Annotated in this window: 20 protein-coding genes, 2 pseudogenes and 1 other annotated feature; of the genes and pseudogenes, 8 read left to right on the top strand and 14 right to left on the bottom strand. The window is 38.5% G+C overall.

Going from position 1 to position 25,275, the window contains the following annotated elements:
- Nucleotide 1 precedes the first annotated feature (1 nt).
- The 6 genes and pseudogenes from fruB to DQN49_RS03375 all read right to left on the bottom strand — a co-directional run bounded on the left by fruB (nt 2) and on the right by DQN49_RS03375 (nt 5,879).
- A complete protein-coding gene (gene fruB, locus DQN49_RS03400; RefSeq protein ID WP_006995142.1) occupies nt 2–1,501 on the bottom strand; it encodes a fused PTS fructose transporter subunit IIA/HPr protein in 1,500 nt (499 codons plus the stop codon).
- 71 nt (nt 1,502–1,572) lie between these two features.
- A complete protein-coding gene (locus DQN49_RS03395; protein WP_013527432.1) occupies nt 1,573–2,103 on the bottom strand; it encodes a hypothetical protein in 531 nt (176 codons plus the stop codon).
- A gap of 72 nt (nt 2,104–2,175) precedes the next feature.
- A pseudogene (locus tag DQN49_RS03390) lies at nt 2,176–3,457 on the bottom strand (hemolysin family protein).
- Between the two features lie 56 nt (nt 3,458–3,513).
- Nucleotides 3,514–4,038: a DUF1523 family protein gene (locus tag DQN49_RS03385; RefSeq protein ID WP_006995145.1), complete on the bottom strand. Its 525-nt coding sequence runs from the start codon at nt 4,036–4,038 to the stop codon at nt 3,514–3,516.
- Between the two features lie 26 nt (nt 4,039–4,064).
- A complete protein-coding gene (locus DQN49_RS03380; RefSeq protein WP_006995146.1) occupies nt 4,065–4,847 on the bottom strand; it encodes a YchF/TatD family DNA exonuclease in 783 nt (260 codons plus the stop codon).
- Between the two features lie 51 nt (nt 4,848–4,898).
- Nucleotides 4,899–5,879: a DNA polymerase III subunit delta' gene (locus DQN49_RS03375; protein ID WP_006995147.1), complete on the bottom strand. Its 981-nt coding sequence runs from the start codon at nt 5,877–5,879 to the stop codon at nt 4,899–4,901.
- 199 nt (nt 5,880–6,078) lie between these two features.
- On the opposite strand from DQN49_RS03375, the pseudogene las reads away from it, so the two are divergent.
- A pseudogene (gene las / locus DQN49_RS03370) lies at nt 6,079–8,179 on the top strand (phase-variable autotransporter Las).
- A gap of 63 nt (nt 8,180–8,242) precedes the next feature.
- On the opposite strand, the gene tmk reads toward las, so the two are convergent.
- The 5 genes from tmk to pyrR all read right to left on the bottom strand — a co-directional run bounded on the left by tmk (nt 8,243) and on the right by pyrR (nt 12,974).
- Nucleotides 8,243–8,875 (bottom strand): dTMP kinase, encoded by a 633-nt coding sequence (gene tmk, locus DQN49_RS03365; protein ID WP_032826288.1) that lies wholly within the window; start codon nt 8,873–8,875, stop codon nt 8,243–8,245.
- Nucleotides 8,876–8,891: 16 nt separating this feature from the next.
- Nucleotides 8,892–9,935: an endolytic transglycosylase MltG gene (gene mltG / locus DQN49_RS03360; RefSeq protein WP_006995150.1), complete on the bottom strand. Its 1,044-nt coding sequence runs from the start codon at nt 9,933–9,935 to the stop codon at nt 8,892–8,894.
- A gap of 74 nt (nt 9,936–10,009) precedes the next feature.
- Nucleotides 10,010–11,337, bottom strand: a protein-coding gene (locus DQN49_RS03355; protein ID WP_111723554.1) for an IS3-like element ISHin1 family transposase whose coding sequence is annotated in 2 segments (ribosomal slippage) — nt 10,010–10,884 and nt 10,884–11,337 — 1,329 coding nt in all. Because the reading frame shifts where the segments join, the coding sequence is not laid out codon by codon here.
- 85 nt (nt 11,338–11,422) lie between these two features.
- Nucleotides 11,423–12,358, bottom strand: a complete 936-nt coding sequence (locus DQN49_RS03350; RefSeq protein WP_013527426.1) for a peptidylprolyl isomerase — start codon at nt 12,356–12,358, stop codon at nt 11,423–11,425.
- 76 nt (nt 12,359–12,434) lie between these two features.
- Nucleotides 12,435–12,974: a bifunctional pyr operon transcriptional regulator/uracil phosphoribosyltransferase PyrR gene (gene pyrR, locus DQN49_RS03345; protein WP_005626142.1), complete on the bottom strand. Its 540-nt coding sequence runs from the start codon at nt 12,972–12,974 to the stop codon at nt 12,435–12,437.
- Nucleotides 12,975–13,105: 131 nt separating this feature from the next.
- On the opposite strand from pyrR, the gene mazG reads away from it, so the two are divergent.
- Nucleotides 13,106–13,897, top strand: coding sequence for a nucleoside triphosphate pyrophosphohydrolase (mazG, locus tag DQN49_RS03340; protein WP_006995153.1), 792 nt, complete (start codon nt 13,106–13,108; stop codon nt 13,895–13,897).
- A gap of 49 nt (nt 13,898–13,946) precedes the next feature.
- On the opposite strand, the gene DQN49_RS03335 is transcribed toward mazG, so the two are convergent.
- Entirely contained in the window at nt 13,947–14,822 is an 876-nt protein-coding gene (locus DQN49_RS03335; RefSeq protein WP_006995154.1) for a VirK/YbjX family protein, read from the bottom strand.
- 192 nt (nt 14,823–15,014) lie between these two features.
- On the opposite strand from DQN49_RS03335, the gene lon reads away from it, so the two are divergent.
- The 4 genes from lon (at nt 15,015) to serA (ending at nt 20,748) form a co-directional block, all read left to right on the top strand.
- Nucleotides 15,015–17,426 (top strand): endopeptidase La, encoded by a 2,412-nt coding sequence (lon, locus tag DQN49_RS03330; protein WP_006995155.1) that lies wholly within the window; start codon nt 15,015–15,017, stop codon nt 17,424–17,426.
- 116 nt (nt 17,427–17,542) lie between these two features.
- A complete protein-coding gene (gene hemW, locus DQN49_RS03325; protein WP_006995156.1) occupies nt 17,543–18,694 on the top strand; it encodes a radical SAM family heme chaperone HemW in 1,152 nt (383 codons plus the stop codon).
- A 132-nt stretch (nt 18,695–18,826) separates the two neighbouring features.
- Nucleotides 18,827–19,486, top strand: a complete 660-nt coding sequence (gene rpiA / locus DQN49_RS03320) for a ribose-5-phosphate isomerase RpiA (RefSeq protein ID WP_006995157.1) — start codon at nt 18,827–18,829, stop codon at nt 19,484–19,486.
- Between the two features lie 29 nt (nt 19,487–19,515).
- Nucleotides 19,516–20,748, top strand: a complete 1,233-nt coding sequence (serA, locus tag DQN49_RS03315; protein ID WP_006995158.1) for a phosphoglycerate dehydrogenase — start codon at nt 19,516–19,518, stop codon at nt 20,746–20,748.
- 42 nt (nt 20,749–20,790) lie between these two features.
- Here the strand turns inward: serA and ygfZ are convergent, their stop codons facing one another.
- Together ygfZ and DQN49_RS03305 are read right to left on the bottom strand one after the other, a co-directional pair.
- Nucleotides 20,791–21,633: a CAF17-like 4Fe-4S cluster assembly/insertion protein YgfZ gene (gene ygfZ / locus DQN49_RS03310; RefSeq protein WP_006995159.1), complete on the bottom strand. Its 843-nt coding sequence runs from the start codon at nt 21,631–21,633 to the stop codon at nt 20,791–20,793.
- Between the two features lie 9 nt (nt 21,634–21,642).
- Nucleotides 21,643–22,506, bottom strand: coding sequence for a YicC/YloC family endoribonuclease (locus DQN49_RS03305; RefSeq protein ID WP_005652072.1), 864 nt, complete (start codon nt 22,504–22,506; stop codon nt 21,643–21,645).
- Between the two features lie 280 nt (nt 22,507–22,786).
- Nucleotides 22,787–22,923 (top strand) — a sequence feature (His leader region).
- A 29-nt stretch (nt 22,924–22,952) separates the two neighbouring features.
- On the opposite strand from DQN49_RS03305, the gene hisG reads away from it, so the two are divergent.
- Together hisG and hisD are read left to right on the top strand one after the other, a co-directional pair.
- Entirely contained in the window at nt 22,953–23,864 is a 912-nt protein-coding gene (gene hisG, locus DQN49_RS03300) for an ATP phosphoribosyltransferase (protein ID WP_005656529.1), read from the top strand.
- A gap of 92 nt (nt 23,865–23,956) precedes the next feature.
- Nucleotides 23,957–25,240 carry a histidinol dehydrogenase gene (gene hisD, locus DQN49_RS03295; RefSeq protein WP_006995161.1) on the top strand — a complete coding sequence of 428 codons (1,284 nt, stop codon included), beginning with the start codon at nt 23,957–23,959 and terminating at the stop codon, nt 25,238–25,240.
- The last annotated feature ends 35 nt before the right edge of the window (nt 25,241–25,275 follow it).

Below are 25,275 nucleotides of genomic sequence, written 5' to 3'. Positions count from 1 at the left end.
ACTATTCCCCTAAACCCGATTCAATCACAGCACTGATTCCGTCAATAGCTTGTTGCGCTTCTTCGCCCGTCGCAACAAAACGTAAACGAGTCCCTTTGACTACGCCTAATGCCACAATTTTCATCAAACTTTTAGCACTCACTAATTGAGAATTACGATCAAGGTTTTGAACTGCTACGGAAGCATTATATTTCTTCACTTCGTTTACCAATATTGCACTTGGGCGAGCGTGCAAACCTTGCTCGTTTTTAATCACAAATACGGCTTCAATGGCATTTGCTGGCAAATTATCATCTTCTGTTAGCGCAGGTGTGTGAATTTGATCGCCCATAATCTCAATGGTATCGGGTTCAGACGGTGGCACTGCCGAAACATTCTCGCCCAAGCCATTGGCTATCGCTTTGCCCAATGATTCAATTGCTTGTTTTGCATCTTCCCCCTCTGCCACAAAACGTAAACGATGTCCTTGTGTTACACCAAGCGCAACAATCTTCATCAAACTTTTTGCGCTGACGACTTCACTTTCACGAGTAAGATTTTGCATGGTTATTTTAGAAGTGAATTTTTTCACTTCATTAACCAAATTTGCACTTGGGCGTGCATGTAAGCCATGCTCATTACGAATCGTAAAGGTTCCTACAACAGCACCTTCTACAGATTGAGTTTCAACATCACTCGATGAACCCAAAAGTGCGGTCAAAATTTCTGTTGAATTTCCATTGAGCAAGGTTGTTTGGACATCGTCATCTAATAAACGCGCCAAAGTTGGATTAATTTGATCACCGACGGCTGAAACAGTTATCACGCCTTTTACGGCCTTGCCATTGTGGCTAAAAATTGTTTTAGCACGACTAAATGCTAAGGCATTTTTCACATTTCCTACGACAGAGTCCGTTACCCATAACCCCTTGCCAAGCGGTAATGCCGCATTATTTATCACTTCAGAAATAAAGCGATTTTCTACCGCACTTTGCACCTGTAATTGCCCTGCATTAATCGCAACTAAAGTTAATAAACTTTGGGTATTTACATCTAAACTGATATTGGCAGCAGGAATTTCAAATGGATCAATTGTCTCGCCCATTAAAATCGCGCAAAATTCAGCCACATCAGTTATTTTTGCTAATTTTGCTGCGGTATCTTCATCACTCAAAACGTGGGTAAGTTGACGTAATAAGGACAAATGCTCATCAGATCGCGCCGCAATACCAATCACGACATAAGCAATATTTCCTTCGCCCCATTCTATGCCTTGAGGAAATTGAAACACTTGCACGCCCGTTTTCTTTACCATCGAACGAGTATCCAAGGTGCCATGAGGAATAGCGATGCCATTGCCTAAAAAGGTCGAGGTTTGCAGCTCGCGCGCTAACATTCCTTGCAAGTAGCCATTTTCAACATTGTCTGCTTGAACCAATGCGGACGCTGCCATTTCGATCGCTTGTTGTTTATCAATTGCATTAGCATTTAAATGAATGTTGCTTTCCGAAAGTTCTAACATTCTTGCTCCTTAATAATTTAAAAAGAAAGCTGCGGATGAAACAAATCGACCAGCAGCTTATTGAAAAACAATTATTTAGATGTACAGGCTTTCAGCAGCGCTTCACTACCTTGCACAATATATTCATCATTTTCTCCGCGTGCTTCGCCTTTTTGTAAATCACGCATCGCATCATAAATACCTTGAGCCATACTTTGCGAATCCACTTTTTCCCAACAATTTGCACTCAAACGTTTAAGGTTAGCTTGCAATGCTTCCGCATGTAACACGCCGCTATAATAAGCATATACATCAGAATCATGACCGCCTGTATAAAGTTTATCCTGAATTTGTTTCACAGGAACTAAAATACGACCTAAATACCAGTCATTCGCACCACTTGCAAAATTATCTACAAAGAAATTTTCATTCACGCGACCTTTATATGTCGCCACAGTCGCTTCATAAGCAGCTGCATAGGATTTTTGATCGATTTTATCTTTATCTAAATCAATCACTTTTTTATCGTTCCCCGTAAATGGAATATAGTTAGTAACCGATGACCAAGAAGAACAACCTGCCAATATTAACGTAAAAAATAAAACAGAGATTTTTTTAAACATAGTCATACCTGATTAAAGTTAATAAAACGTCGCCATTATACTGGCTGAAGGGCATTAAAGAAAGATCGGTAATTATTCCGCCTCTTTTACTAAAGACACCAAAATCTGATCGATTTTAAAGTTTTCCGTATCAATCACTTCAAACTTGTATTTTCCGTAAACCACAGAATCGGTTTTTTTCGGGATTTTACGTAACATATACATCATAAAACCACTGATAGTTTCGTAGTTTTCTTCATCGGGAAAATAAGCAATATCTAATACTCGAGTTACCTCTTCTAATGGCGTTGCGCCATCAATCAGCCACGAGTTTTCATCACGGCTCACAATATATTCTTCTTCGTTAGAAACCAATTCCCCCATAACAATACTCATCACATCATTTAGCGTAACAATACCCACCACAAGAGCATATTCATTCACAATAATCGCAAAATCTTCGCCAGTAGATTTAAACAATTCCAACACTTCGTAAAGAGAAAGCGTATCAGGTACAAATAAGGCTTTACGGAGTAGTTTGGGATCAGTCAGCACCACATTTTCATTCTGCAAATACATGGTGAGCAACGTATGGGATTCGATATAACCTAAGATTTTGTCGAGGCCATTGTCACAAATCACAATTTTAGAATGAGAATCACGAGAAAGCGTATCCATGACTTCTTGGCGAGAAAAAGTGCGGTCTAAATATACGATGTTTTCACGGGTTGTCATTGTGGAAGTTACCGTACGGGCTTGCATATCAAAAATATTTTCGATCAAATAATGCTCTTGAGTTTTTAATACACCAGCTTCTGCGCCTGCTTCAACTACGGCGAAAATATCTTCAGAGGTCATGCCATCTTCACGCACAGTAGAAATGCGAAATAGACGGAAAAAGGCATTAGCAAGCGTATCAAAAAACCACACAAGCGGTTTAAACACATACATACTAAAATTCATAATACCCACAACGCGCAACGCCACCATTTCAGGATAAGTAATAGCAATTCGTTTTGGAATAAGATCGGCAAATAAAATAAACAAACAAGTCACTAATATAAAAGCGATTGTAGAGGCGGTTGGCTCAATCCAATTTCCTTCAAAAGAACGATTTAAAATATCTGCAATGTAAGGACTTAGCGCACTTTCGCCAATTCCCCCACCCAAAATCGCCACCATATTCAACAAAATTTGAACCACCGTAATAAAACGACCAGGATGTTCTTGTAATTTAAGCACTTGAAGCGCGCGCACATCGCCTTCATTTCAATTTTAACTTACGAGAACTCGCCAGAGAAATTTCAGCAGAAGAAACAACTGCACTACTTAAAATTAAAGCCACAATTGCCAAAATAGTATGAAATAATTCCATAATCATTACTCAAAAATATAAAAGAAAACGACCGCACTTTGCGACCGTTTGGGATATTACTTATCGCTGTCAAACCAGCCGCGAATAAATTGGATAGACAAAAATAATGTCGCCAGCAAGAATACATATAAAATCCACGAAACAATCGGATTGCTTGGTGTGTCATCAGCAGTAATTTCTTTAATTGAGGTTGCATTACGATATTCATCCACCATCGTAATACGCCAACCATAGTATTTAATTTGAACAAGTTTGTTGTCATTACCCAAAGCCTGTGCTTCAGCCTGTAAATTGGCTGAGCCAAATTTGAAGTAGAATGGGAAACCCCAACGCGTATCTTCATTGCGATACACCATAATTTTGCCATCGTCATTTTGCGTATTGATATAATACACATCGCGTGTTGCTCCATCAGCTGGATTCGATTTTGTGATTGGACCGTCTTTATCAACGCGTTTTACTTCTACGCCAGTAACACGCGTCACATCGTAATGAGGAAATACATAATTCACTACGGAAAACATAAAACCGTGGAATAAAAAAACAACAATAAATAAGAAATATTTAAAAAACTTTCGCATACTTTTTCCTTGTCAGAACTGTGCATTTATTCTACACGAATTTTAAATAAACGCTCGAAATTTTGCGTGGTGATTCGAGCAAACGCCTCGGCAGAAACGCCCTTTAAGGTTGCCACGTATTCACATACTTCTCTCGTATAAGCTGGTTGGTTTTCTTTTCCTCGATAAGGCACTGGCGCAAGATAAGGTGAATCCGTTTCTACTAATAAGCGATCCATTGGTACATAACGAATAACCTCACGAATCGCTTCAGCATTTTTAAAGGTGACAATGCCAGAACAAGAAATGTAAAAACCTAAATCCAACGCTTTTTTCGCAAATTCCATGGTTTCCGTAAAACAATGAATAACGCCACCGCACTTCTCAGCATGGTGTTGGCGTAACATTGAAATAGTATCATCACCCGCAGAACGTGTATGAATAATCACAGGCTTATCTAATTGGTTTGCAATATCGATTTGGCTACCAAACACCGCTTGTTGCGTCGCTTTATTGTCAGCACTGTAATAATAATCTAATCCAATTTCGCCAATCGCAATCACTTTAGGATCTTGTGCTAAACGCAATAAGCGTTCTGCGTTATAAGGTTCTTCTTCAAAATCGAGGGGATGAACACCGCAAGCAAGGGAGACATTATTAAATTCGCGTAAAGAGTCATAAGCCTGATCAAAACGGCTTAATGTTACACCGATGGCGAGCAAATATTTCACATCACGCGCGCGTGCTTTTTCCACCACATCTGCGATATTTTTATGTAAATTTTCATAATCCAATGCATCTAAATGACAGTGGGAATCAACAATGAACATATTTATTTTCCTATATTTGTACCTTGGGTAAATATACCCACTGAATGATAATTAATCCCTAAACACTTCTGTGACTAATCGCGTCAAACCATCTAATAGCATTAATTCAACATTCACACCATTAATTGTAAGCAAATCTGACCGCACTTTTTGCATAATTTTGATTGATTGTAATAAACCAAGGGCAGTTTGCTCATCGCTGAATTGTTCGATACCACGCCCCAGATCAGCCACTTGTCGATGATTGTTAATTTCAAGTTTATGTTTTAAACAATCGGAAAGAAAAGCTAAAATCCAATCCACTTGCTGAACATAGCGTTCTTTATCAAACAACGGAAGCAATTCCAATGGCGAACGTCGGCGATAAAACACCCAAAATTGACGTAAGAAGTTCTTACGCTGTTCAATAAGCCCTTGTTGTAAAGTCTCTAATGCTAAAAGCGGACGTCCAAGATTCATCGCAAGTGCGGTCAAAATTTCCTGATTTTCTGCCGCACTTTCTGATTTCAACCAATCAACAGCCATTTGTTCATCAGGCACGGACAGATTCCACACTTGGCATCGACTGTAAATGGTTGCCAACAAACTTGACGAACTATCCGTCTGAAGTAAAAAATAAGTATTTGGGCGAGGCTCTTCTAATGTTTTCAATAACGCATTAGCAGCCGCTTCCGTTAAACGTTCCGCACCTTGCACATACACCACTTTATTGCCGTTTTGTTGTGCGTGCTGCGCAACCATTTCATTAATATCGCGTACTTGATCGACGCCAATATCCTTACCATCAATAGGGCTCAATTCGTGATAATCTGGATGACTATGGGCTTGCATTAAATGACAAGAATGGCATTGGCCACAAGGTTTATCGCCTTGAGCCACACACATTATTTTCTGTGCAAGTGCATTAAATAAACTCTCTACGCCTAAACCAGAATCAGCTTTAATTAGCACAGCATGATGCCCCAACCCTTCGTCAAAGGTTTGAGCAATTTGATGATAAATTGGCATTAGCCAAGGGTAAAGTGCGGTCATTTTTCCAGAAATTTTTGTGAATAACGAGGGCAATTATACACATTTTCAAACTGGCTTGACAAAATAGCAAAAAGCAAACGTTTACTTTTAATAAATAAGAAATAAATAGAGAAAATTTGAACCAAATGGCACTTTTTGTTCAGTTTTATGCTAAAATTCACGCCTTTATTTATTTTTACTTGACAAAGGAAAATTTATTATGAAATTCGAAGCAAGCAAGCAAGCAAGCAAGCAAGCAAGCAAGCAAGCAAGCAAGCAAGCAAGCAAGCAAGCAAGCAAGCAAGCAAGCAAGCAAGCAAGCAAGCAAGCAGAAGTTTAGTTTAATCTATTCCTTATTGATAGCATTTTTATTTATTCCATATTCTGTTAGCGGTGAGCCTAAATATGTTCAAGAATATTTTGTCAAAGAAAGAGGAATTCAGTATTTTGGAGAGGGAAGTGGTGCTTCCGTATTCTATTCATTAAAAGATATGCTCGATCGAAATTCTGTAGCTTGGAGTCCTGTTCCTAAACAAATTATTGATTATATAACAAATACTGAAGCCTGCTATTTTTCACACCCAGATTCCCCTAAAGATGATTGTCAACTATTTGGTTCCAATACTTATGAAAAAAAATGGTTCCTCACTGATTTTTCAGAGCAAAAATATGGGGCAGAAGAAGAAAATGGAATATTTGGTAATGAATATGCTAAACATTTTGTTTACCCCTTCCGAGAAGATATTCCTTTTTATAGTGAAAGTGAAAAACTGTATAAGTTACCTGTTTTGTATCAATCTTATCTATATGATAACTATGAAACAGAAAAAACAAGCCGCCCATTAAATGCATTAATCAATAACAGGGTATATGATTTTAATGTACTTGCTATTGATAATTATCGATCTAAGTTTCCAGATGAAACTAGAGGCTTAACACTTACCGTGAAAAACCAAAGTGAAGTACGCGGTGCCACCCTTCAGTTATTAAAAATGGTTTTACAAGATTCTCTTTGGGAGCCACGTTTTAATTCTGATGTACATCACTTAGAGACACAAAATGCTAATATTCGCTTTAATAGCACAAATACAAGATTAACCGTGCATGAAAATTATCAGGGTGACGGCTCTCGCTTTTTCATTAAATTTAATCCAAAAGAAGCAACTCAACCTGTTTTAACCTTTGATAAAGATGTGACAGGAACGTCTAACATAGTTTTTGAAAAGCCAATAGACGATTTAAAAAGCCTAGATGGACATCAAATTATCAAAGTAAACGGCACGGCAGATAAACACGCATTCCGTCTTTCTGGCAAACACCAAAAGGGAATTTATACGCTTTCTTTACAACAACGCCCAGAGGGCTTTTTTACCAAAGTGCAAGAACGCGATGATATTGCGATTTATGCACAACAGGCTCAAGCCGCCAATACGTTATTCGCCTTGCGTTTGAACGACAAAAACAGCGATATTTTTGACCGCACTTTACCGCGCAAAGGTTTGTGGTTGCGTTTAATTAGCGGTCACTTAAGTCAAGATGTTCAAGGCAAGACCGCACCAGTAGAAGGAAATCGTAAAGGCATACAACTTGGTGGCGATGTTTTCTCCTTACAGAATCAAGACTACCAACTTTCCTTTGGTTTAATGGGTGGGCAAGCAGAACAACGTAGTACTTTTCGTAACTCAGATACAGACAATCTTACAACAGGAAGTATGAAAGGCTTTGGTGCGGGCATTTATGCCACTTGGCATCAACTTCAGGACAAACAGACAGGTGCGTATGTTGATAGCTGGGTACAATATCAACGTTTCCGCCACCGCATTAACACTGAAGATGGCATAGAACGTTTTACTTCAAAAGGTATCACCGCCTCAATTGAAGCAGGTTACAATGCTTTATTAGCAGAACACTTAACTGAAAAAGGCACTCAAATTCGTTTTTACCTACAACCACAGGCACAATTGACTTATTTGGGGGTAAATGGCGACTTAACCGATAGTGGTAATAGTAAAGTAAATTTACTTGGCTCTCGCCAATTACAAAGCCGAGTGGGCGCACAAGCTAAAGCCCAATTTACTTTTACTAATGGTGTCATTTTCCAACCATTTGTTGCTCTCAATTCAATTTACCAACAAAAACCTTTCGGTGTGGAAATAGACAATGAACGTCGAGTGATAAACAATAAAACGGCAATTGAAAGTCAATTAGGTGTAGCATTGAAAATTAAATCTCACTTAACTTTACAAGCAACATTCAATCGCCAAACAGGCAAACATCACCACGCTAAACAAGGCGCACTGAATTTACAGTGGACGTTTTAAGTTTAGTAGTAACAAAAAAATCGGCAGGAAATTCTCTGCCGATTTTTTATTTTAAAAGTGCGGTCATTTTTCGTTTGATTTCCACCAATTTTTTACCGCACTTTCGATATCAGCTTGAACAAGTTCAATACTCTGCTCTGCATTAATTACGACTGCTTTTGGATTATCTTTTACTAACGCTAAATAGCGTGCTCGAGTACGATGGAAAAAATCTAAATCCATTTGCTCAATACGATCTAACTCGCCACGTCCACGAGCTCGCGCTAAACCGACAATTGGATCTATATCCAAATAAATTGTGAGATCTGGCTCAAAATCACCTAATACGGTTTCTTTCAAAGTAAGCATAAAATGCGGATCTAATTGACGTCCGCCACCTTGATACGCCTGAGATGACATATCATGGCGATCACCCACTACCCATTTTCCTTGCATTAACGCAGGTTTAATCACGTTATCCACCAACTGAATACGTGCGGCATAAAGCATTAATAACTCTGCTTTCGCTGTCACAGGTTCTTCAGTTTCATGTTTAATTAGATGACGTAATTTCTCTGCCAACGGGGTTCCACCAGGCTCGCGTGTAAATACGACATCTTGAATACCAAGTTCATGCAAGACTCGCACAACAGACTGATGAGCGGAGCTTTTCCCCGCGCCTTCCAAACCTTCAATGACAATAAATTTTCCTTTCATATTTTCTTCCGCACTTTTATTTGGCATTTTTCTGGCTGCGATACCAACGTAAATATTCTTGTACCGCTTTATTATGTTCATTCAAATTTCGGGTAAATTTATGCCCACCAGAACCATCTGCTACAAAATAATAAAAATCTGTTTTTTCTGGATGCGCAACAGCCTGTAATGAACTTTCGCTTGGCATAGCAATTGGCGTTGGAGGCAATCCATCAATCACATACGTATTATAAGGCGTCTTGGTTTCTAAATCTTTTTTGCGAATATTCCCATTGTAATTTTCGCCCATACCATAAATTACCGTTGGATCCGTTTGTAATTTCATTTTTGCTTTTAAGCGGTTGAGAAATATAGATGCCACTTTTGCTCTCTCATTAGCAATGCCCGTTTCTTTTTCCACGATAGAAGCCAAAATCAACATTTCATAATGGTTCGCTAAAGGTAAATCATCGTCACGCTCGTTCCAAGCCTTATTTAACGCCTTTTTCATTCGCTCAGCCGATCGCTTAAGCAGCTCCAAGTCTGTCGATTTAGGCGTATAGTTATAAGTATCAGGATAAAGCCAACCTTCCACATTTTTTAGTTCAAGATTTTGACCGACATCTGGCAAGTCAAGTAATGTGAAAATGTCTTCGTTACTCTTATCTTTCAAGGTTTGCACCAAGTGCGGTGCATTTTCAAGATCTTTTCGCCAATCCTTGAAGGTTTTTCCTTCAATCCATTTTACATTGAACTGCACTTCCTTACCTGAATTAAGCAAATCCAGTAAATCTTGCACAGTTTTCACATTTTCAAGAGAATAAGTCCCTGCTTTTATTTTATTTAGCTCAGGTTTCAGTTTCAGCAAATAAGGCAATAATTTTCCGTCATCAATTAACTTTTCTTGCTCAAAAAGTGCGGCTAATTTTGAACCTGTTGTGCCACGTTCAATAGTTAAAAGTTGATCTGCCTGCACATTTACTGGTGTTTTTACAAATTCAGTCATTTTGTAATAAGCAAAACTCGCCACGCCCGCTAAAATCAAAATTAAAAGTAAAATCGCAATTAAAAATTTCTTCATAAGCTATAAGAAAGAGAAAATAAAAAAACAACAAAAGGGGCAATTATGATCTGACCCCAAAAAGTTAGACTGATTTAGTTCAAGGACTGAGTTCTGTAATTCACAGGGCTGAGTCCTTTTAGTTTCCCCTGAATGCGCTCATGGTTGTAATAATGAATATATTCATGGATCGTTTTTTCCAGTTGTTCGAACGTCTCAAATCGTTTGCCGTAATAACATTCCGTTTTTAATCGCCCAAAGAAGCTTTCCATCGCACTATTATCTAAACAATTCCCCTTCCTTGACATACTTTGTTGAATGCCATTCTCCCTGAGTATGTTTTGATAGCCTATCATCTGATACTGCCAACCTTGGTCGGAATGTAAAATCGGTTTTGCGCCTTCAAGCCTTGCTACAGCTTGTTTCATCATTCGGGTAATTTGCTCAAAGTTCGGGCTTCGCGATAAATCATAAGCAATAATTTCATTGTTAAATAAATCCTTAATTGGGGATAAATAGAGCTTGCCTTCCGCACACTTGAACTCGGTAATATCGGTTGTCCATTTTTCATTAGGCTGTGTTGCCGTAAAATCGCGTTGTAACAGATTATCCGCAATATGCCCGACTTCACCTTGATAAGAACGATATTTTTGTGTCTTGCATTTTCCCTTAAGCCCCAACCATTGCATAATACGTTGCACTTTTTTATGGTTAATTTTAATGGTTTCTCTTAGCTTAAACGTCACACGGCGATAACCGTAGTTTCCGTGATTATCATGATAAATAGTGGCGATTTCTTGTGAGAGTGCTGAATTTTTATCGTTTTTCGTCTTCAAGTGATAGAAGAAAACACTGCGTGCCAAACCGATTAAATCTAATAAAATGGGCAGCGGAAAATGAATGCGTAATGCCTTTACGATAGCGGCTTTTTCTGCATTTTTTGTTGGTTGAGCTCTTGCAACTTTTTTAGGATTGCGTTCTCCGCACGTAGTCGGAGATTTTCCAATTCTAGTTCTTCCTCTCGTGTTTTCGGTTTAGGCGGCATTTTAGGGTATTGGAGTTTCATGGTTGGGCGACCTTTAGGTTTGGGGATTAAGCCGTTTATACCTTGTTTTTCAAAGGCTTTCAACCATTGGCTAACAACACCTGAATTGGCAATGCCAAAATGTAAGCAAGCGGCTTCTGCAGAAAATTTCCCATTTTTAACCGCTTGTATCACGTTAAGTTTAAATTCAGGTGAGTAATTTCGCTTCTTACCCAGCAAGGCTAGCCCATTGATTCCACTATGATTAAATTGGTTAATCCAACGTTCTAATGTTGTTTCGGCAAGTTGAAAATGCCTGCGGGTAAGTGAACTATTTTTACCATTTTGAAGATAAAATTCGATGACTTGTTGCTTGAAAAGAAAATTGTATTTGGTCATAAAAAATCTACACCTTAGTGAGTTGGTTGTTTAGTCCAACTTTTGGGGCGCAGATCAATTAAGCCCCTTTATTTTTGATACTTTGTTATTTATTAAAATACTGAATATTGGCTCTTTTACGCAATGCTTTAACCCAATCGTTCGTCGCATCTTGTAATTGAGTATTTACTAAACGTTCATATGCTTTTTGTGTGTAGGCTTCTGCTGTAAGATCGCCATCACGTACGCCAGTTACTTCCAAAATATGCCAACCAAACTCAGTTTTAAATGGTGCAGAAATCACACCTTGTTTACTTTTCACGACGGTTTGTGCAAACTGTGGTGCATAAGTTTCTGGGAACGCATAACCTAAACTACCGCCATTCGCACCCGATAAATAATCTTTAGAATATTTTAATGCGGCATCAGCGAAAGTTGTTTTACCTGCAATAATATCAGAACGAATTTTAGCTAATTGTTTTTTTGCTTGAGCATCATTTAACAATGGATTAAGTTTTAACAAAATATGGCGAACTTCATACTCTTTCCCCATAACTTTCTGTGCCGTACCCTTTTCTTTCGCTTCTTCTAACATTTTTTGACCGAGTGCAACCACTTCTTCACGCGTTACATCAATACTTTCTTGAATAGCTTTATTACGTACAGCCCCCATTACCATTTGATTGGCAATTTGCTGACGGAATGTATTTAATGAAATGCCTTGGTAATCCAGCGCATCTAAAAATTGACCATAAGTTAAGCCATTTCTAGCTGCAGTGTCTTCCACAATATGATCAATTTCACGCGGATCAATTTTGACTCCCGATTCTTGAACTGCTTTTTGCACCAAAATATCATCAATAATTTTATCAATCGCACTTTGGCGATCACCTTTTTTACCCATATTGGCACGCACTTGGCTTTCTAAAATAGGAATACCATCTACTGTTGCAACAACACGTTCCCCAGCTTGAGCCATAGAAGCAAAAGCGACACATCCCAAAGCAGCCAATAAAAAAGATCTTAAAACAAATTTTTTCATTTTCATCTCATCCAAAAAAGAGTCAATAACGTTGGTTAGAGTAACAATTCTACTGAAGGTTCACAATAGATAAGATTTATTTCCCTAAGATAGCAACTTCGTAACAGCCATCTTGTTTTTCAGTGCGAACTTGCACAAGTTCATCACGGCTTGTTGGCACATTTTTACCTACGTAATCAGCACGAATGGGTAATTCACGATGGCCACGATCAACAAAAATCACTAATTCAATTTTTGCAGCACGACCAAAATCAGTAAGCGCATCCATTGCCGCTCGAATGGTTCGACCAGTAAACAGCACGTCATCAACCAAAATGACGGTTTTATCTTGAATATTCAAATATTGTGATGAACCACTATAAACTGGCATTTTATCTTCCTGATCAACCAAAGTTAAATCATCTCGATAAAAGGTAATATCCAGTTCCATTGAAGGTAAATTTATACCACTTAACTCTTCAACTCGACGTTGTAATAATTCTGCAATTTCCGCGCCACGGCGTTTAATCCCAACAATAACAAGATCATCTAAGGTTTGATGTTTTTCAATAATTTCGTGAGAAATACGCGAAATTGTGCGAAGAAAACGATCATGATCAATAATAATTTTTTCCATTTTTCCCAGCTTTATCAATAGTATTTCAATGCACAAAGTATAAAGAAAATACACCTAAAAAGCGACGGCATTTGCACCATTTTTCTTGTTCGTTATACTATCCAAAACATTCCATCAAAGGAAACCAAATTATGCGCTACTCCATTCAAGATTTTATTCAACTCATCGCCCAACTTCGCAATCCAAATGGCGGATGCCCTTGGGATTTAAAACAAAATTATGAATCTATGATTTCTTGTTTAACGGAAGAAACTTACGAAGTAATTGAAGCGATTGAGAAAAAAGACATACCAAATTTACGCGAAGAATTAGGGGATTTATTGTTGCAAGTCGTTTTCTTCAGCCAGCTTGCAACGGAAGATAAATACTTTACTTTTGACGATGTGTTACAAGATATCGCTGAAAAAATTGTACGCCGTCATCCTCATGTGTTTGGTAATGCAAAAGCGGGGGACGAAACAGAAGCCCTTTCCCGTTGGAACGAAATGAAAGCCAAAGAAAAACAAGGTAAAAGTGAAGAAACCTCTATTTTAGATAATGTGCCTCGTGCTTTGCCTTCTCTTACGCGAGCGGCAAAATTACAAAAACGTTGTTCAAAAGTAGGGTTTGATTGGGAAGAAATTTCACCCGTATTTGACAAAGTGCGGGAAGAATTACAAGAAGTTCAAGCTGAAATTAACCGCACTTCGATTGAACAAAATAAAGTAGAAGAGGAAATCGGCGATTTATTGTTCGCAACCGTCAATCTTGCTCGCCACTTAAAATGTGATCCTGAAGATGCATTGCGGAAAGCAAATTTAAAATTTGAACGTCGTTTTCGAGCAGTAGAGCAAGCGGTTCAACAACAAGGTAAGCAAGTGAATAATGTGCCACTTATTGAATTAGATTTGTTATGGGATGAAGTGAAAAAACAAGAAAATTAATAGAGAAGTGCGGTAAAAATTTCTCTCATTTTTTACCGCACTTTCTTCGTTAAAGTTGCTGAATATCCAGTGCCATTTGGTCTAACATTTCATAACGTTTACGATACATAGAACGTTTTTTACTTGCGATATCTTCTAATTGTTTGCGTTCAATATGCAAAGGTAATTGCCAATAGTTATGGCGATATTCTCCTTGGTTTTCTTGCCAAAATTCATCGTAATTAAACAAAATCTTACTGCGCGCAGAAAGACGATATTTTCCTTGCGCTTTGTGCGGAATGCCCACTAACTCACATTGCCATTTTTCAGCAAGCATTTTGAACGCATTAACCAACATAAACATTGGTCGCATACCGTGTAATGCTTTCGTAGCCTGTTTCACAAGTTCTTGCGCATTGTTACTTGAGGAGCCTTGAATCGAGGCGATAAGCAATTTATTCGGGCTTAAAAAAGTGAAAGACGCATCATATACTCGTTCGTTATTTTGATTGCGAATATTAATAGAAAAATATCCTTCAAAGGGATCGATATGATTAATACTCAACGATAAACGCAAATCCTCAGTTAATTGGGTTAGCACGATATGTTGTTGATCTAATAATTGTTGGCAAAGCGAACGTCCCATTTTTTCTTCTGCCAAACGTAAATTCTCCGTAATCGCCGTTAAACGTTCTGAAGCAGAAAAGCGTTTATCGCAAAAGGTCGTCAGAATTGTATTAGTACGATAATAATCTTGTGTAAATAAAGACTGCCATTGCGTTTCTGTATTAAGGAAGTCCACTAATTGATGACATTGCTTTTGATATAACCATTTATAGCCATAATAGCGTAATTTTTCCCGCACTTGTTTAAGAAAAGGGCGATCCTTAGAATAAGGATACATTTGAACGTAAGTGGGGAAAATAAAATGATTTTTCGTGGACATAACTCAATATTTTGTGAAATTTAATAAAATTTTTCGTTATTTTAGCCATTATCACTTCATTTGCCAAAATTCTTTTTTGTTTAAAACCCACTTTACAACTCAGATTTTGTTATAATCTTTTCCTTGAATTCCTTTTTCCCTACCCCAATATTTACCCAAATTATCGGAACGAAATTATAAGAGAGACCAATTATGGCGAAGAATACCCAACGTACAATGCCCGTATTGCCATTACGCGATGTTGTCGTTTTTCCTTATATGGTGATGCCACTTTTTGTAGGGCGCGCAAAATCAATTAATGCCCTTGAAGAAGCGATGAACGATGACAAACAGATTCTTTTGGTATCCCAAAGAGAAGCTGATTTGGAAGAACCTACCCCTGAAGATTTATTTGATGTGGGTACCATTGCTAACATTATTCAGTTATTAAAATTACCTGATGGCACAGTAAAAGTGCTAGTTGAAGGTCAAAATCGTGCGAAAATTAACAGTCTTGAAGACGGCGAAAAGTGCTTTTCCGCCCAAATTACCCCTATCGAAACCACTTATGGCGATGAAAAAGAGTTAGTGGTGGCAAAAAGTGCGGTACTTTCTGAGTTTGAAAATTATCTTACCCTCAACAAAAAAGTGCCTACAGATATTCTCAATGCCCTTCAACGTATTGATGATGTTGATCGCTTAGCTGACACAATGGCTGCCCATCTCCCTGTAAGCATTCGCCATAAACAAAATGCGTTAGAACTCGCTAATGTGCAAGAACGTTTAGAATATTTGCTTGGTATGATGGAATCAGAGGCTGATATTCTCCAAGTGGAAAAACGGATTCGCGGTCGTGTCAAAAAACAAATGGAGAAAAGCCAGCGTAACTATTATTTGAACGAGCAAATTAAAGCCATTCGTAAAGAAATGGATGGTGGCGAAAATGAAGATACCATTGATGAAGTTGAACAACTGCATCAAAAGGTGGAAGCGGCAGGCATGCCAGCTGATGTACGCGACAAAGTAGAAAATGAATTACAAAAACTTAAAATGATGTCAGCCATGTCTTCTGAAGCAACGGTAATACGCAGTTATATTGAATGGATGATCCAAGTGCCTTGGCATCAACGTTCTAAAATGAAAAAAGACATTGTTAAAGCACAGCAAGTTTTAGATACCGATCACTATGGTTTAGATCGCGTAAAAGAACGCATTCTTGAATATTTAGCAGTACAAGCGCGTTTAAACAAAGTGAAAGGCCCGATTCTTTGTTTAGTTGGCCCTCCAGGTGTAGGTAAAACTTCTCTTGGTCAGTCTATTGCCAATGCTACTGGTCGTAAATATGTACGTATGGCATTAGGCGGCGTGCGTGATGAAGCAGAAATCCGTGGTCACCGTAAAACCTATATTGGTGCATTGCCGGGTAAATTAATTCAAAAGATGGCAAAAGTGGGCGTAAAAAATCCATTATTCTTGCTTGATGAAATCGACAAAATGGCATCCGATATGCGAGGTGATCCTGCATCAGCGTTGCTTGAAGTATTAGATCCCGAGCAAAACACCACATTTAACGATCACTATTTAGAAGTGGATTATGATCTTTCTGATGTGATGTTTGTGGCAACATCAAACTCTATGAATATTCCAGGCCCATTATTGGATCGTATGGAAGTCATTCGTCTTTCTGGTTATACAGAAGATGAAAAACTTAATATCGCAATGCGCCATTTATTAGCAAAACAAATTGAACGTAATGGTTTGAAGAAAGGCGAACTTACCGTAGAAGAAAGTGCAATTTTAGATATTATCCGCTATTACACACGTGAAGCGGGCGTACGTGGATTAGAACGTGAAATTTCAAAAATCTGCCGTAAAGCCGTGAAAAATTTATTAGTAAATCCAAAACTTAAATCTATCACGGTAAATTCAGATAATCTGCACGATTATCTTGGCGTAAAACGTTTTGAATTTGGTAAAGCTGACACGCAAAACCGCATTGGTGAAGTGACTGGTTTAGCTTGGACAGAAGTGGGCGGCGATTTACTCACTATTGAAACTGCCTCTGTTGTGGGCAAAGGAAAACTTTCTTTCACTGGTTCATTAGGCGATGTGATGAAAGAATCCATTCAAGCGGCAATGACCGTTGTGCGTGCTCGTGCGGATAAACTGGGTATCAATGCTGAATTCCACGAAAAACGTGACATTCACATTCACGTGCCAGATGGTGCAACACCAAAAGATGGCCCAAGTGCAGGTATTGCAATGTGTACTGCATTAATTTCTTGTTTAACAGGTAATCCTGTGCGTGCTGATGTGGCAATGACGGGAGAAATCAGTTTACGTGGTAAAGTATTACCAATCGGTGGATTAAAAGAAAAACTTCTTGCGGCACATCGTGGCGGAATTAAAACCGTATTAATCCCAAAAGAAAACGTTAAAGATCTTGAAGAAATTCCAGAAAACGTAAAACAAAATCTTGCAATTCACGCGGTAGAAACCATTGATGAAGTGCTTGGTTTTGCATTGGAAAATCCACCAGAAGGCATTGAGTTTGTTAAAGTGGAGGCTAAACCTAAAGCACCACGCCGTAAAGTGACGAGTAAATCAGAAAGAGCGGTCAATTAATTGAATGTTTTAGGGCTTGTGAAAACAAGCCCTTTTATTGATTTTAGAGATGATAATTTCATCTTTACACAAGGTTAATTTATACTTTTCCAAATTGAAAACTTGTTAATAACACAATGCCAAAACTTCCTCCACTTTCCCTTTATATACATATTCCTTGGTGCGTTCAAAAATGCCCTTATTGTGATTTTAATTCGCACGCACAAAAAGGCGATATACCAGAACAAGACTATATTTATCATCTTCTGCAAGATTTGCAGGCTGATTTGCAACGCTTTAAAGATGCTATTCAACAACGAAAACTCCATTCAATTTTTATTGGTGGCGGTACGCCAAGTTTGTTCTCGGCAGAAAGCATTGCGTATCTCTTAAAAGAAATAAAAAAGCAGATTGATTTTGAAGATAATATTGAAATCACATTAGAGGCTAATCCCGGTACGGTAGAAGCTGAACGTTTTAAAGGTTATGTTTCAGCAGGCATTACGCGAATTTCTATGGGAATTCAAAGTTTCAATGATGACAAATTACAGCGTCTTGGGCGGATTCATAATGCAGCAGAGGCAAAAAGTGCGGTCAATTTAGCGAAAGTTTCTGGGCTAAAAAGTTTTAATTTGGATTTAATGCACGGTTTGCCTAACCAAACGTTGGAAGAAGCCTTAGATGATCTTCGTCAAGCAATTGAGCTATCTCCTCCCCATATTTCTTGGTATCAGCTGACTATTGAACCAAATACGATGTTTGCTTATCGCCCACCTAAATTACCAGATGATGACGCACTTTGGGACATTTTTGAGCAAGGTCACCAACTTTTAACGATGGCAGGCTACCAGCAATATGAAACCTCAGCTTACGCAAAAGCAGGTTTTCAATGTAAACATAATTTGAATTATTGGCGATTTGGGGATTATTTAGCCATTGGCTGTGGCGCACACGGGAAATTGACGTTTCCGACTGGCGAGATTACTCGCTTTTCTAAAACCAAGCACCCGAAAGGTTATTTGCGTGGCGAATATCTTTACGAAGAAAAAAACGTGCCAAAAATTGACCGCCCTTTTGAGTTTTTTATGAATCGCTTTCGTTTGTTAGAAGCGGTACCCAAACAAGAATTTGAAGATTACACAGGCTTGTCGCAAAGTGCGGTGAAAAATCAAATTGATTTTGCCATTCAACAAAACTATATTGTGGAAAACGCTGATTCTTGGCAAATCACTGAACACGGCAAGTTATTTCTCAATGAACTTTTGGAATTATTTTTAACGGAAGAATAGCCTAATCGTGAAATAACCTAGTCGTGAAATAACATTGCTTGAGAAAAACGCCTGTTAAAAATTACACTTGTTTATTAAATACTCTCGTAATAAAGTAACACAATCGTTTACTTATTAAGATAAGGAAAAGAAATGAATCAATTAGAAATGAAAAAACTCGCCGCACAAGCTGCATTACAATATGTAAAAGCAGATACGATTGTTGGGGTGGGAAGTGGCTCCACGGTGAACTGCTTTATTGAGGCTTTGGGTACAATCAAAGATAAAATTCAAGGTGCCGTTGCGGCTTCAAAAGCATCAGAAGAATTATTACGTAAGCAAGGTATCGAAGTATTTAATGCAAATGATGTCTCTAGCTTAGATATTTATGTGGATGGTGCGGATGAAATCAATCCACAAAAAATGATGATTAAAGGCGGCGGCGCAGCACTCACTCGTGAAAAAATAGTCGCTGCATTAGCGAAAAAATTTATTTGTATTGTGGATTCAAGTAAGCAAGTGGATGTCTTGGGTTCAACTTTCCCATTACCAGTTGAAGTGATTCCTATGGCACGCTCACAAGTAGGCAGAAAATTAGCCGCACTTGGTGGCTCACCTGAATATCGTGAAGGCGTGGTGACAGACAACGGCAATGTGATTTTAGATGTGCACAACTTCAGTATTTTAAATCCAGTCGAAATGGAAAAAGAATTAAATAATGTTGCAGGTGTCGTCAATAATGGGATATTCGCGTTACGTGGCGCAGATGTTGTGATCGTCGGGACGCCTGAGGGTGCCAAAGTTATTGACTAATTCATAATAAAAATCATAAGGAAGCAAACATGACAAACAAAGTCTCTCTAGACAAATCAAAAATCAAATTTGTATTGTTTGAAGGTGTGCATCAAAGCGCACTTGATACGCTCCATGCGGCAGGCTATAGCAATATTGATTACTATAAAAAAGCACTAGATGGCGATGAATTAAAAGAAGCCATTAAAGATGCACATTTTATCGGCTTGCGTTCTCGCACCCATTTAACGGCAGAAATGATTGAGGCCGCACCCAAATTAATCGCTGTGGGATGTTTCTGTATTGGTACCAACCAAGTGGATTTAAATGCAGCAAAAGTGCGTGGAATTCCTGTATTTAATGCCCCATTCTCAAACACTCGTTCCGTCGCAGAACTAGTATTAGGCGAGATTTTATTACTTATGCGCAATGTGCCACAGGCTAATGCCGAAGTACATCGTGGTATCTGGAATAAATCCGCGACGGGATCTTATGAAGTGCGGGGGAAAAAATTAGGCATTATTGGTTACGGTCACATTGGTTCACAATTAAGTATTATTGCTGAATCATTAGGGATGGATGTGTATTTCTACGATATTGAAAACAAACTTCCACTCGGTAACGCCAAACAACTTCGTAGCCTTGAAGAATTACTCAGTTCTTGCGATGTGGTTTCATTACATGTGCCAGAACTGCCCTCTACCAAAAACTTAATGAACGCAGCACGTATCGCACAATTAAAACAAGGGGCAATTTTGATCAATGCTGCGCGTGGCACAGTGGTAGATATTGACGCTCTCGCTCAAGCCTTAAAAGACGGGAAACTTCAAGGTGCAGCAATTGATGTATTCCCCGTTGAGCCCGCTTCAATTAATGAAGAATTTATCTCGCCGTTACGTGAATTTGATAATGTGATTTTAACGCCACATATCGGCGGCTCAACAGCGGAAGCACAAGAAAATATCGGTTTTGAAGTGGCAGGCAAATTTGTCAAATATTCAGACAACGGATCAACCCTTTCTTCGGTAAACTTCCCAGAGGTCTCTTTACCAGAACACGAGGGAACAAAACGCTTATTGCATATTCACGAAAATCGTCCTGGTATATTGAACAAACTGAACCAAATTTTCGTCGAAGCTAACCTCAATATTGCAGCGCAATATTTACAAACTGACCCGAAAATTGGTTATGTTGTCGTAGATGTAGAAACGAATGATGCATCGCCATTACTGACGAAATTGAAGGAAATAGATGGCACAATTCGTGCGCGAGTGCTTTACTAAATAGAAAAAAGATCAGGTTAATGCCTGATCTTTTTTGCTTTATTATTCAGTAATCGAATAAGGTAACTGCACTCGCTCTAACAATATTTCACTATTCAGCAACCTAAATTGTTGCTCTGAATCAATGTCGTTATTCATCACAACTTGCAACCATAAAACACCGTCTAAATTGACCGCACTTGTAATCGTGCCAGTCTTACGCCAATTAGCTTCAAGCTGCATTTCAATTTCACTGCCAATTTCCGATTCCTGCTGAGTTTGTGCTTTAAAAATAAACATTGCGCGTTTGTTTGCACCACGATATTTCGCACGAGCCACAGTTTCTTGCCCAATATAGCAACCTTTGGTAAAAGAAATGGCTTGCTCAATAGCCTGTAAATTTAGGGCTTGTGGGATAAATTCATTTTGCGTTTGAGGACTTAAATTTGGCAATCCTGCTTGAATATCAGCTACTTCCCAAATTTTTTCATCGCCATTAAAATTCACGGGCAATTCAGTTTCATTTAATAAAATTGAACGTTGTTCATCAATTTCTAATGAAAAGTGCGGTGTAATTTTTCCACATTTTTCACCTATTACGCCGATAATTTGCCAATCACGTAAATCAAAACTAACTTTGGAAAATACCGCATATTTTTTCAAAGCATCTAGCCCGCTTGGCAAAATATCTTTCTTAACGAGTAAAAAGAATTGTTCACTGCTCACTTTAAACAAACGATAAATTGCATTCATTTTACCTTTTGGGTCGCAGTGAGCTGTAAGCGTCGTTGCGCCACTTGCTAATCGCACAACATCAGAAGTTAATTGCCCTTGCAAATATTTTTCGGCATCCGCACCCTGTACTTCAATCAGCTGATATTGAGTAAGAGAAATAAATTGAGACATTCTGTTTTCCTATTCTAAATTCTGAATTTGCTCACGCATTTGTTCAATAAGCACTTTTAGCTCCACCGCAGAAGCCGTGATATCTGCATTAATGGATTTAGACGCAAGCGTATTCGATTCCCGATTCAATTCTTGCATCATAAAATCTAATTTACGTCCAACTGCACCGCCTTTTTTCAAAATATTCGTGGTTTCTTTCACGTGCATTTGTAAACGATCTAGCTCTTCCGCCACATCAACGCGTTGAGCCAGTAAAATCATTTCTTGTTCCACACGTTGCGGATCAAGATTAACTTGAGCATCTTCAAAACGTTGCAATAAACGTTCACGCTGCCATTGTAAAACTGCTGGCATTTGTGACCGCACTTTATCCGTTTCCACTGCAATGGAATCTAAACGTTGTTGAATAATATCGTTCAGTTTTTCCCCCTCACGACCACGCATTGCAATAAAATCTGTCAGTAAATCATCAAAGGCTGTCAATAAATCTTGACTAATCGCATCTAAATCTTGCTCTTGCGCTTCCACCACGCCGGGATAACGCAACACGTCTGTCAAATTAATTTCCCCTTCTCCAGCTTGAGCTTTAATCCATTGCAAAGACTGAATTACTTGATTCGCAAGCTCTTTATTTAAATTCAACTCAGCATTTGCTTGTTTTTTTGTTTCAATGCGTAGAGAACATTCGATTTTACCGCGAGTAAGGCTTTGACGAAGTTTCTCACGCAACGTGTTTTCTAATCCGCGAAATTGCTCGGGCAAACGGAAAAAGTTTTCTAAATAACGTTGATTAACGGAACGAATTTCCCATACCGCATCGCCCCAATCTTTTTTCACTTCAAGGCGTGCAAAGGCAGTCATACTGTAAATCATAAGCTCTCCTATTTTCTCTTAGCTTTGTCTTAGTTGATTCGCTAAGTATTGTAACGAGATGAACACAGAAAGGGAAAAGAAAATTAACACAATAAAAATCTGGAAAATTATACCCCTTAAGTAAACATTTTTGATAAATTTTAACGATAGTAAAAATGTACTAAAAACACAATTTTTTCAAAAAAATTGCTTTTTTTAATTTTAAAGTGTATTTTTAAGGCCATATAAAATCTAATAACATTTGAGCGAGCATATACAATATGAATTTTATCTGCACTTACCATCATCACCACACCTGATTATCTTTCAGGCGTGATTGTATGTTTGGAAGATAATAAAATATCTTCCGAGTGTAATAAAAATCAGTGTAAAAGCAATAAATACCCCTCGGAAGGCAATTTTCGAGGGGTTTTCTTTTATCTCAACTTTAAAATAGGAAAAACATTATGACAAACACAACAATGCAACCAAACCGCCTTCGTATTGCTTTGCAAAAAAAAGGGCGTTTAAGCCAAGATTGTGCCATATTACTTAAACAATGTGGCGTGAAAATTAATTGGAATGAACAACGTTTAATCGCTTATGCGGAAAATTTGCCGATTGAAATTCTTCGCGTACGTGATGATGATATTCCTGGATTGATTTTTGATGGCGTAGTGGATCTTGGGATTATTGGCGAAAATGTGTTAGAAGAGGAAGAGCTTGGTCGCCGTGCAGCAAATGAAACAGTTACATACAAAAAACTTCGCCAACTTGATTTTGGTGATTGTCGTCTATCACTTGCGGTTGATCGCGATTGTCATTATGAGAATGTGAAAGATCTTGCTAATAGGCGTATTGCAACTTCTTACCCGCATTTACTCAAACGTTATATGAATGAGAATGGGGTGTCGTTTAAAAGTTGTTTATTAAATGGTTCAGTAGAAGTCGCACCTAGTGCGGGTATTGCTTATGCGATTTGCGACTTAGTATCATCAGGGGCAACGCTTGAAGCAAATGGCTTAAAAGAAGTGGACGTGATTTATCGTTCTAAAGCTTGTTTAATTCAGCGTGCTGAACCGCTTGAATCAACTAAACAAGCTCTTGTGGATAAACTACTCACTCGTATTCAAGGTGTGCAGCAGGCAGCAGAAAGTAAATATATTATGCTCCACGCTCCGAAAGAAAAACTTGAAAAAATCACTGCGCTTTTACCTGGCGTTGAAAATCCGACCATTTTACCATTAGCCAGTGATACAACTCGGGTAGCAATGCACGTAGTGAGCCAAGAAAATTTATTTTGGGAAACAATGGAACAGTTAAAAGAGGCAGGAGCTAGTTCAATTTTAGTGTTACCAATTGAGAAGATGATGGAGTAAATGTAGTGCGAGCTTTGACTCGCCATTTAAATAATCAATATCTCAAAATGCTGGGTTATCATCCATTTTACGGATACAAAGGAAAATAAACAATGCAAACAATTATTTGGAATCATTTATCAGAAACTGAAAAACGCAAAGTCATTATGCGTCCAGTCCAACAAAATGGGAAAAACATTCAGCAGGCAGTTAATGTCATTCGTGAAAATGTGGCATACAATGGCGATCGGGCGTTATTTGAACTCTGTGAAAAATTTGATGGCGTGAAGTTAGATAAACTCATTGTTTCGGTAGATGAAATTCAAGCGGCAAGTAGTCGGATTTCTGTAAAACTTCGCAATGCGATTGAGCAAGCCAAAACGAACATTGAAGCCTTTCACAAAGCACAGCAAAATCAGGAAATTGACCTAGAGATCCAAGAAGGCGTGCGTTGCCAAGTTGTGACTCGTCCAATTTCTTGTGTAGGGCTTTATATTCCAGGTGGTTCAGCACCGCTGTTTTCCACCGTATTGATGTTAGCTATTCCTGCTAAAATTGCAGGTTGTAAAAAAATCGTGCTTTGTTCACCGCCACCGATCTCAGATGAAATTCTCTACACTGCTCATCTTTGCGGTGTGGAAACTATCTACGCTATAGGTGGTGCTCAGGCAGTTTTTGCGATGGCTCAAGGCACGGAAAGCGTGGCGAAAGTAGATAAAATTTTCGGACCTGGAAACGCATTTGTGACAGAAGCAAAACGTCAGGTAGCACAAAATAGTACAGCGATTGATATGCCAGCGGGACCTTCAGAAGTGTTAGTAATTGCAGATGAATCGGCAGATCCTGAATTTGTGGCAAGCGATTTACTCTCTCAAGCGGAACATGGGGCAGATAGCCAAGTGATTTTGGTGGCGACCTGTCAAACTCTGGCAAAAGAGACCGCACTTGCGATTGAACGCCAACTTGCTCTATTACCTCGTGCTGAAACCGCTCGAAAAGCGTTAAACCACAGCCGTATATTTATAGCAGAAAGCCTTGAACAAGCGGTAGAAATTAGCAATGAATATGCCCCTGAACATTTAATTGTGCAAACAAAAAACGCCCGTAAATTATTACCATATTTAGATAACGCAGGCTCAATTTTCTTAGGTGCATATTCGCCTGAAAGTATGGGCGATTATGCCAGTGGTACAAACCACGTTTTGCCTACTTATGGTTACACCAAAACTTATTCTAGTCTAGGATTAGCTGATTTTAGTAAGCGAATGACAGTACAAGAACTCACACCAAAAGGTTTTAAAAACCTTGCTGAAACGGTGGAAGTGATGGCAGAAGCTGAGCAATTGGCAGCACATAAAATGGCAGTAAGTGTAAGATTGGCGAAACTCAATATCTAAGATATTAATTGTAGATCTAAGCACGACACGTAAGC

Origin of the sequence: Haemophilus aegyptius (assembly GCF_900475885.1) — a bacterium.
Lineage (GTDB): Bacteria > Pseudomonadota > Gammaproteobacteria > Enterobacterales > Pasteurellaceae > Haemophilus > Haemophilus influenzae.
The sequence above is the reverse complement of the archived record's forward strand: the minus strand, read 5'-3'. Positions and strand labels throughout refer to the sequence as shown.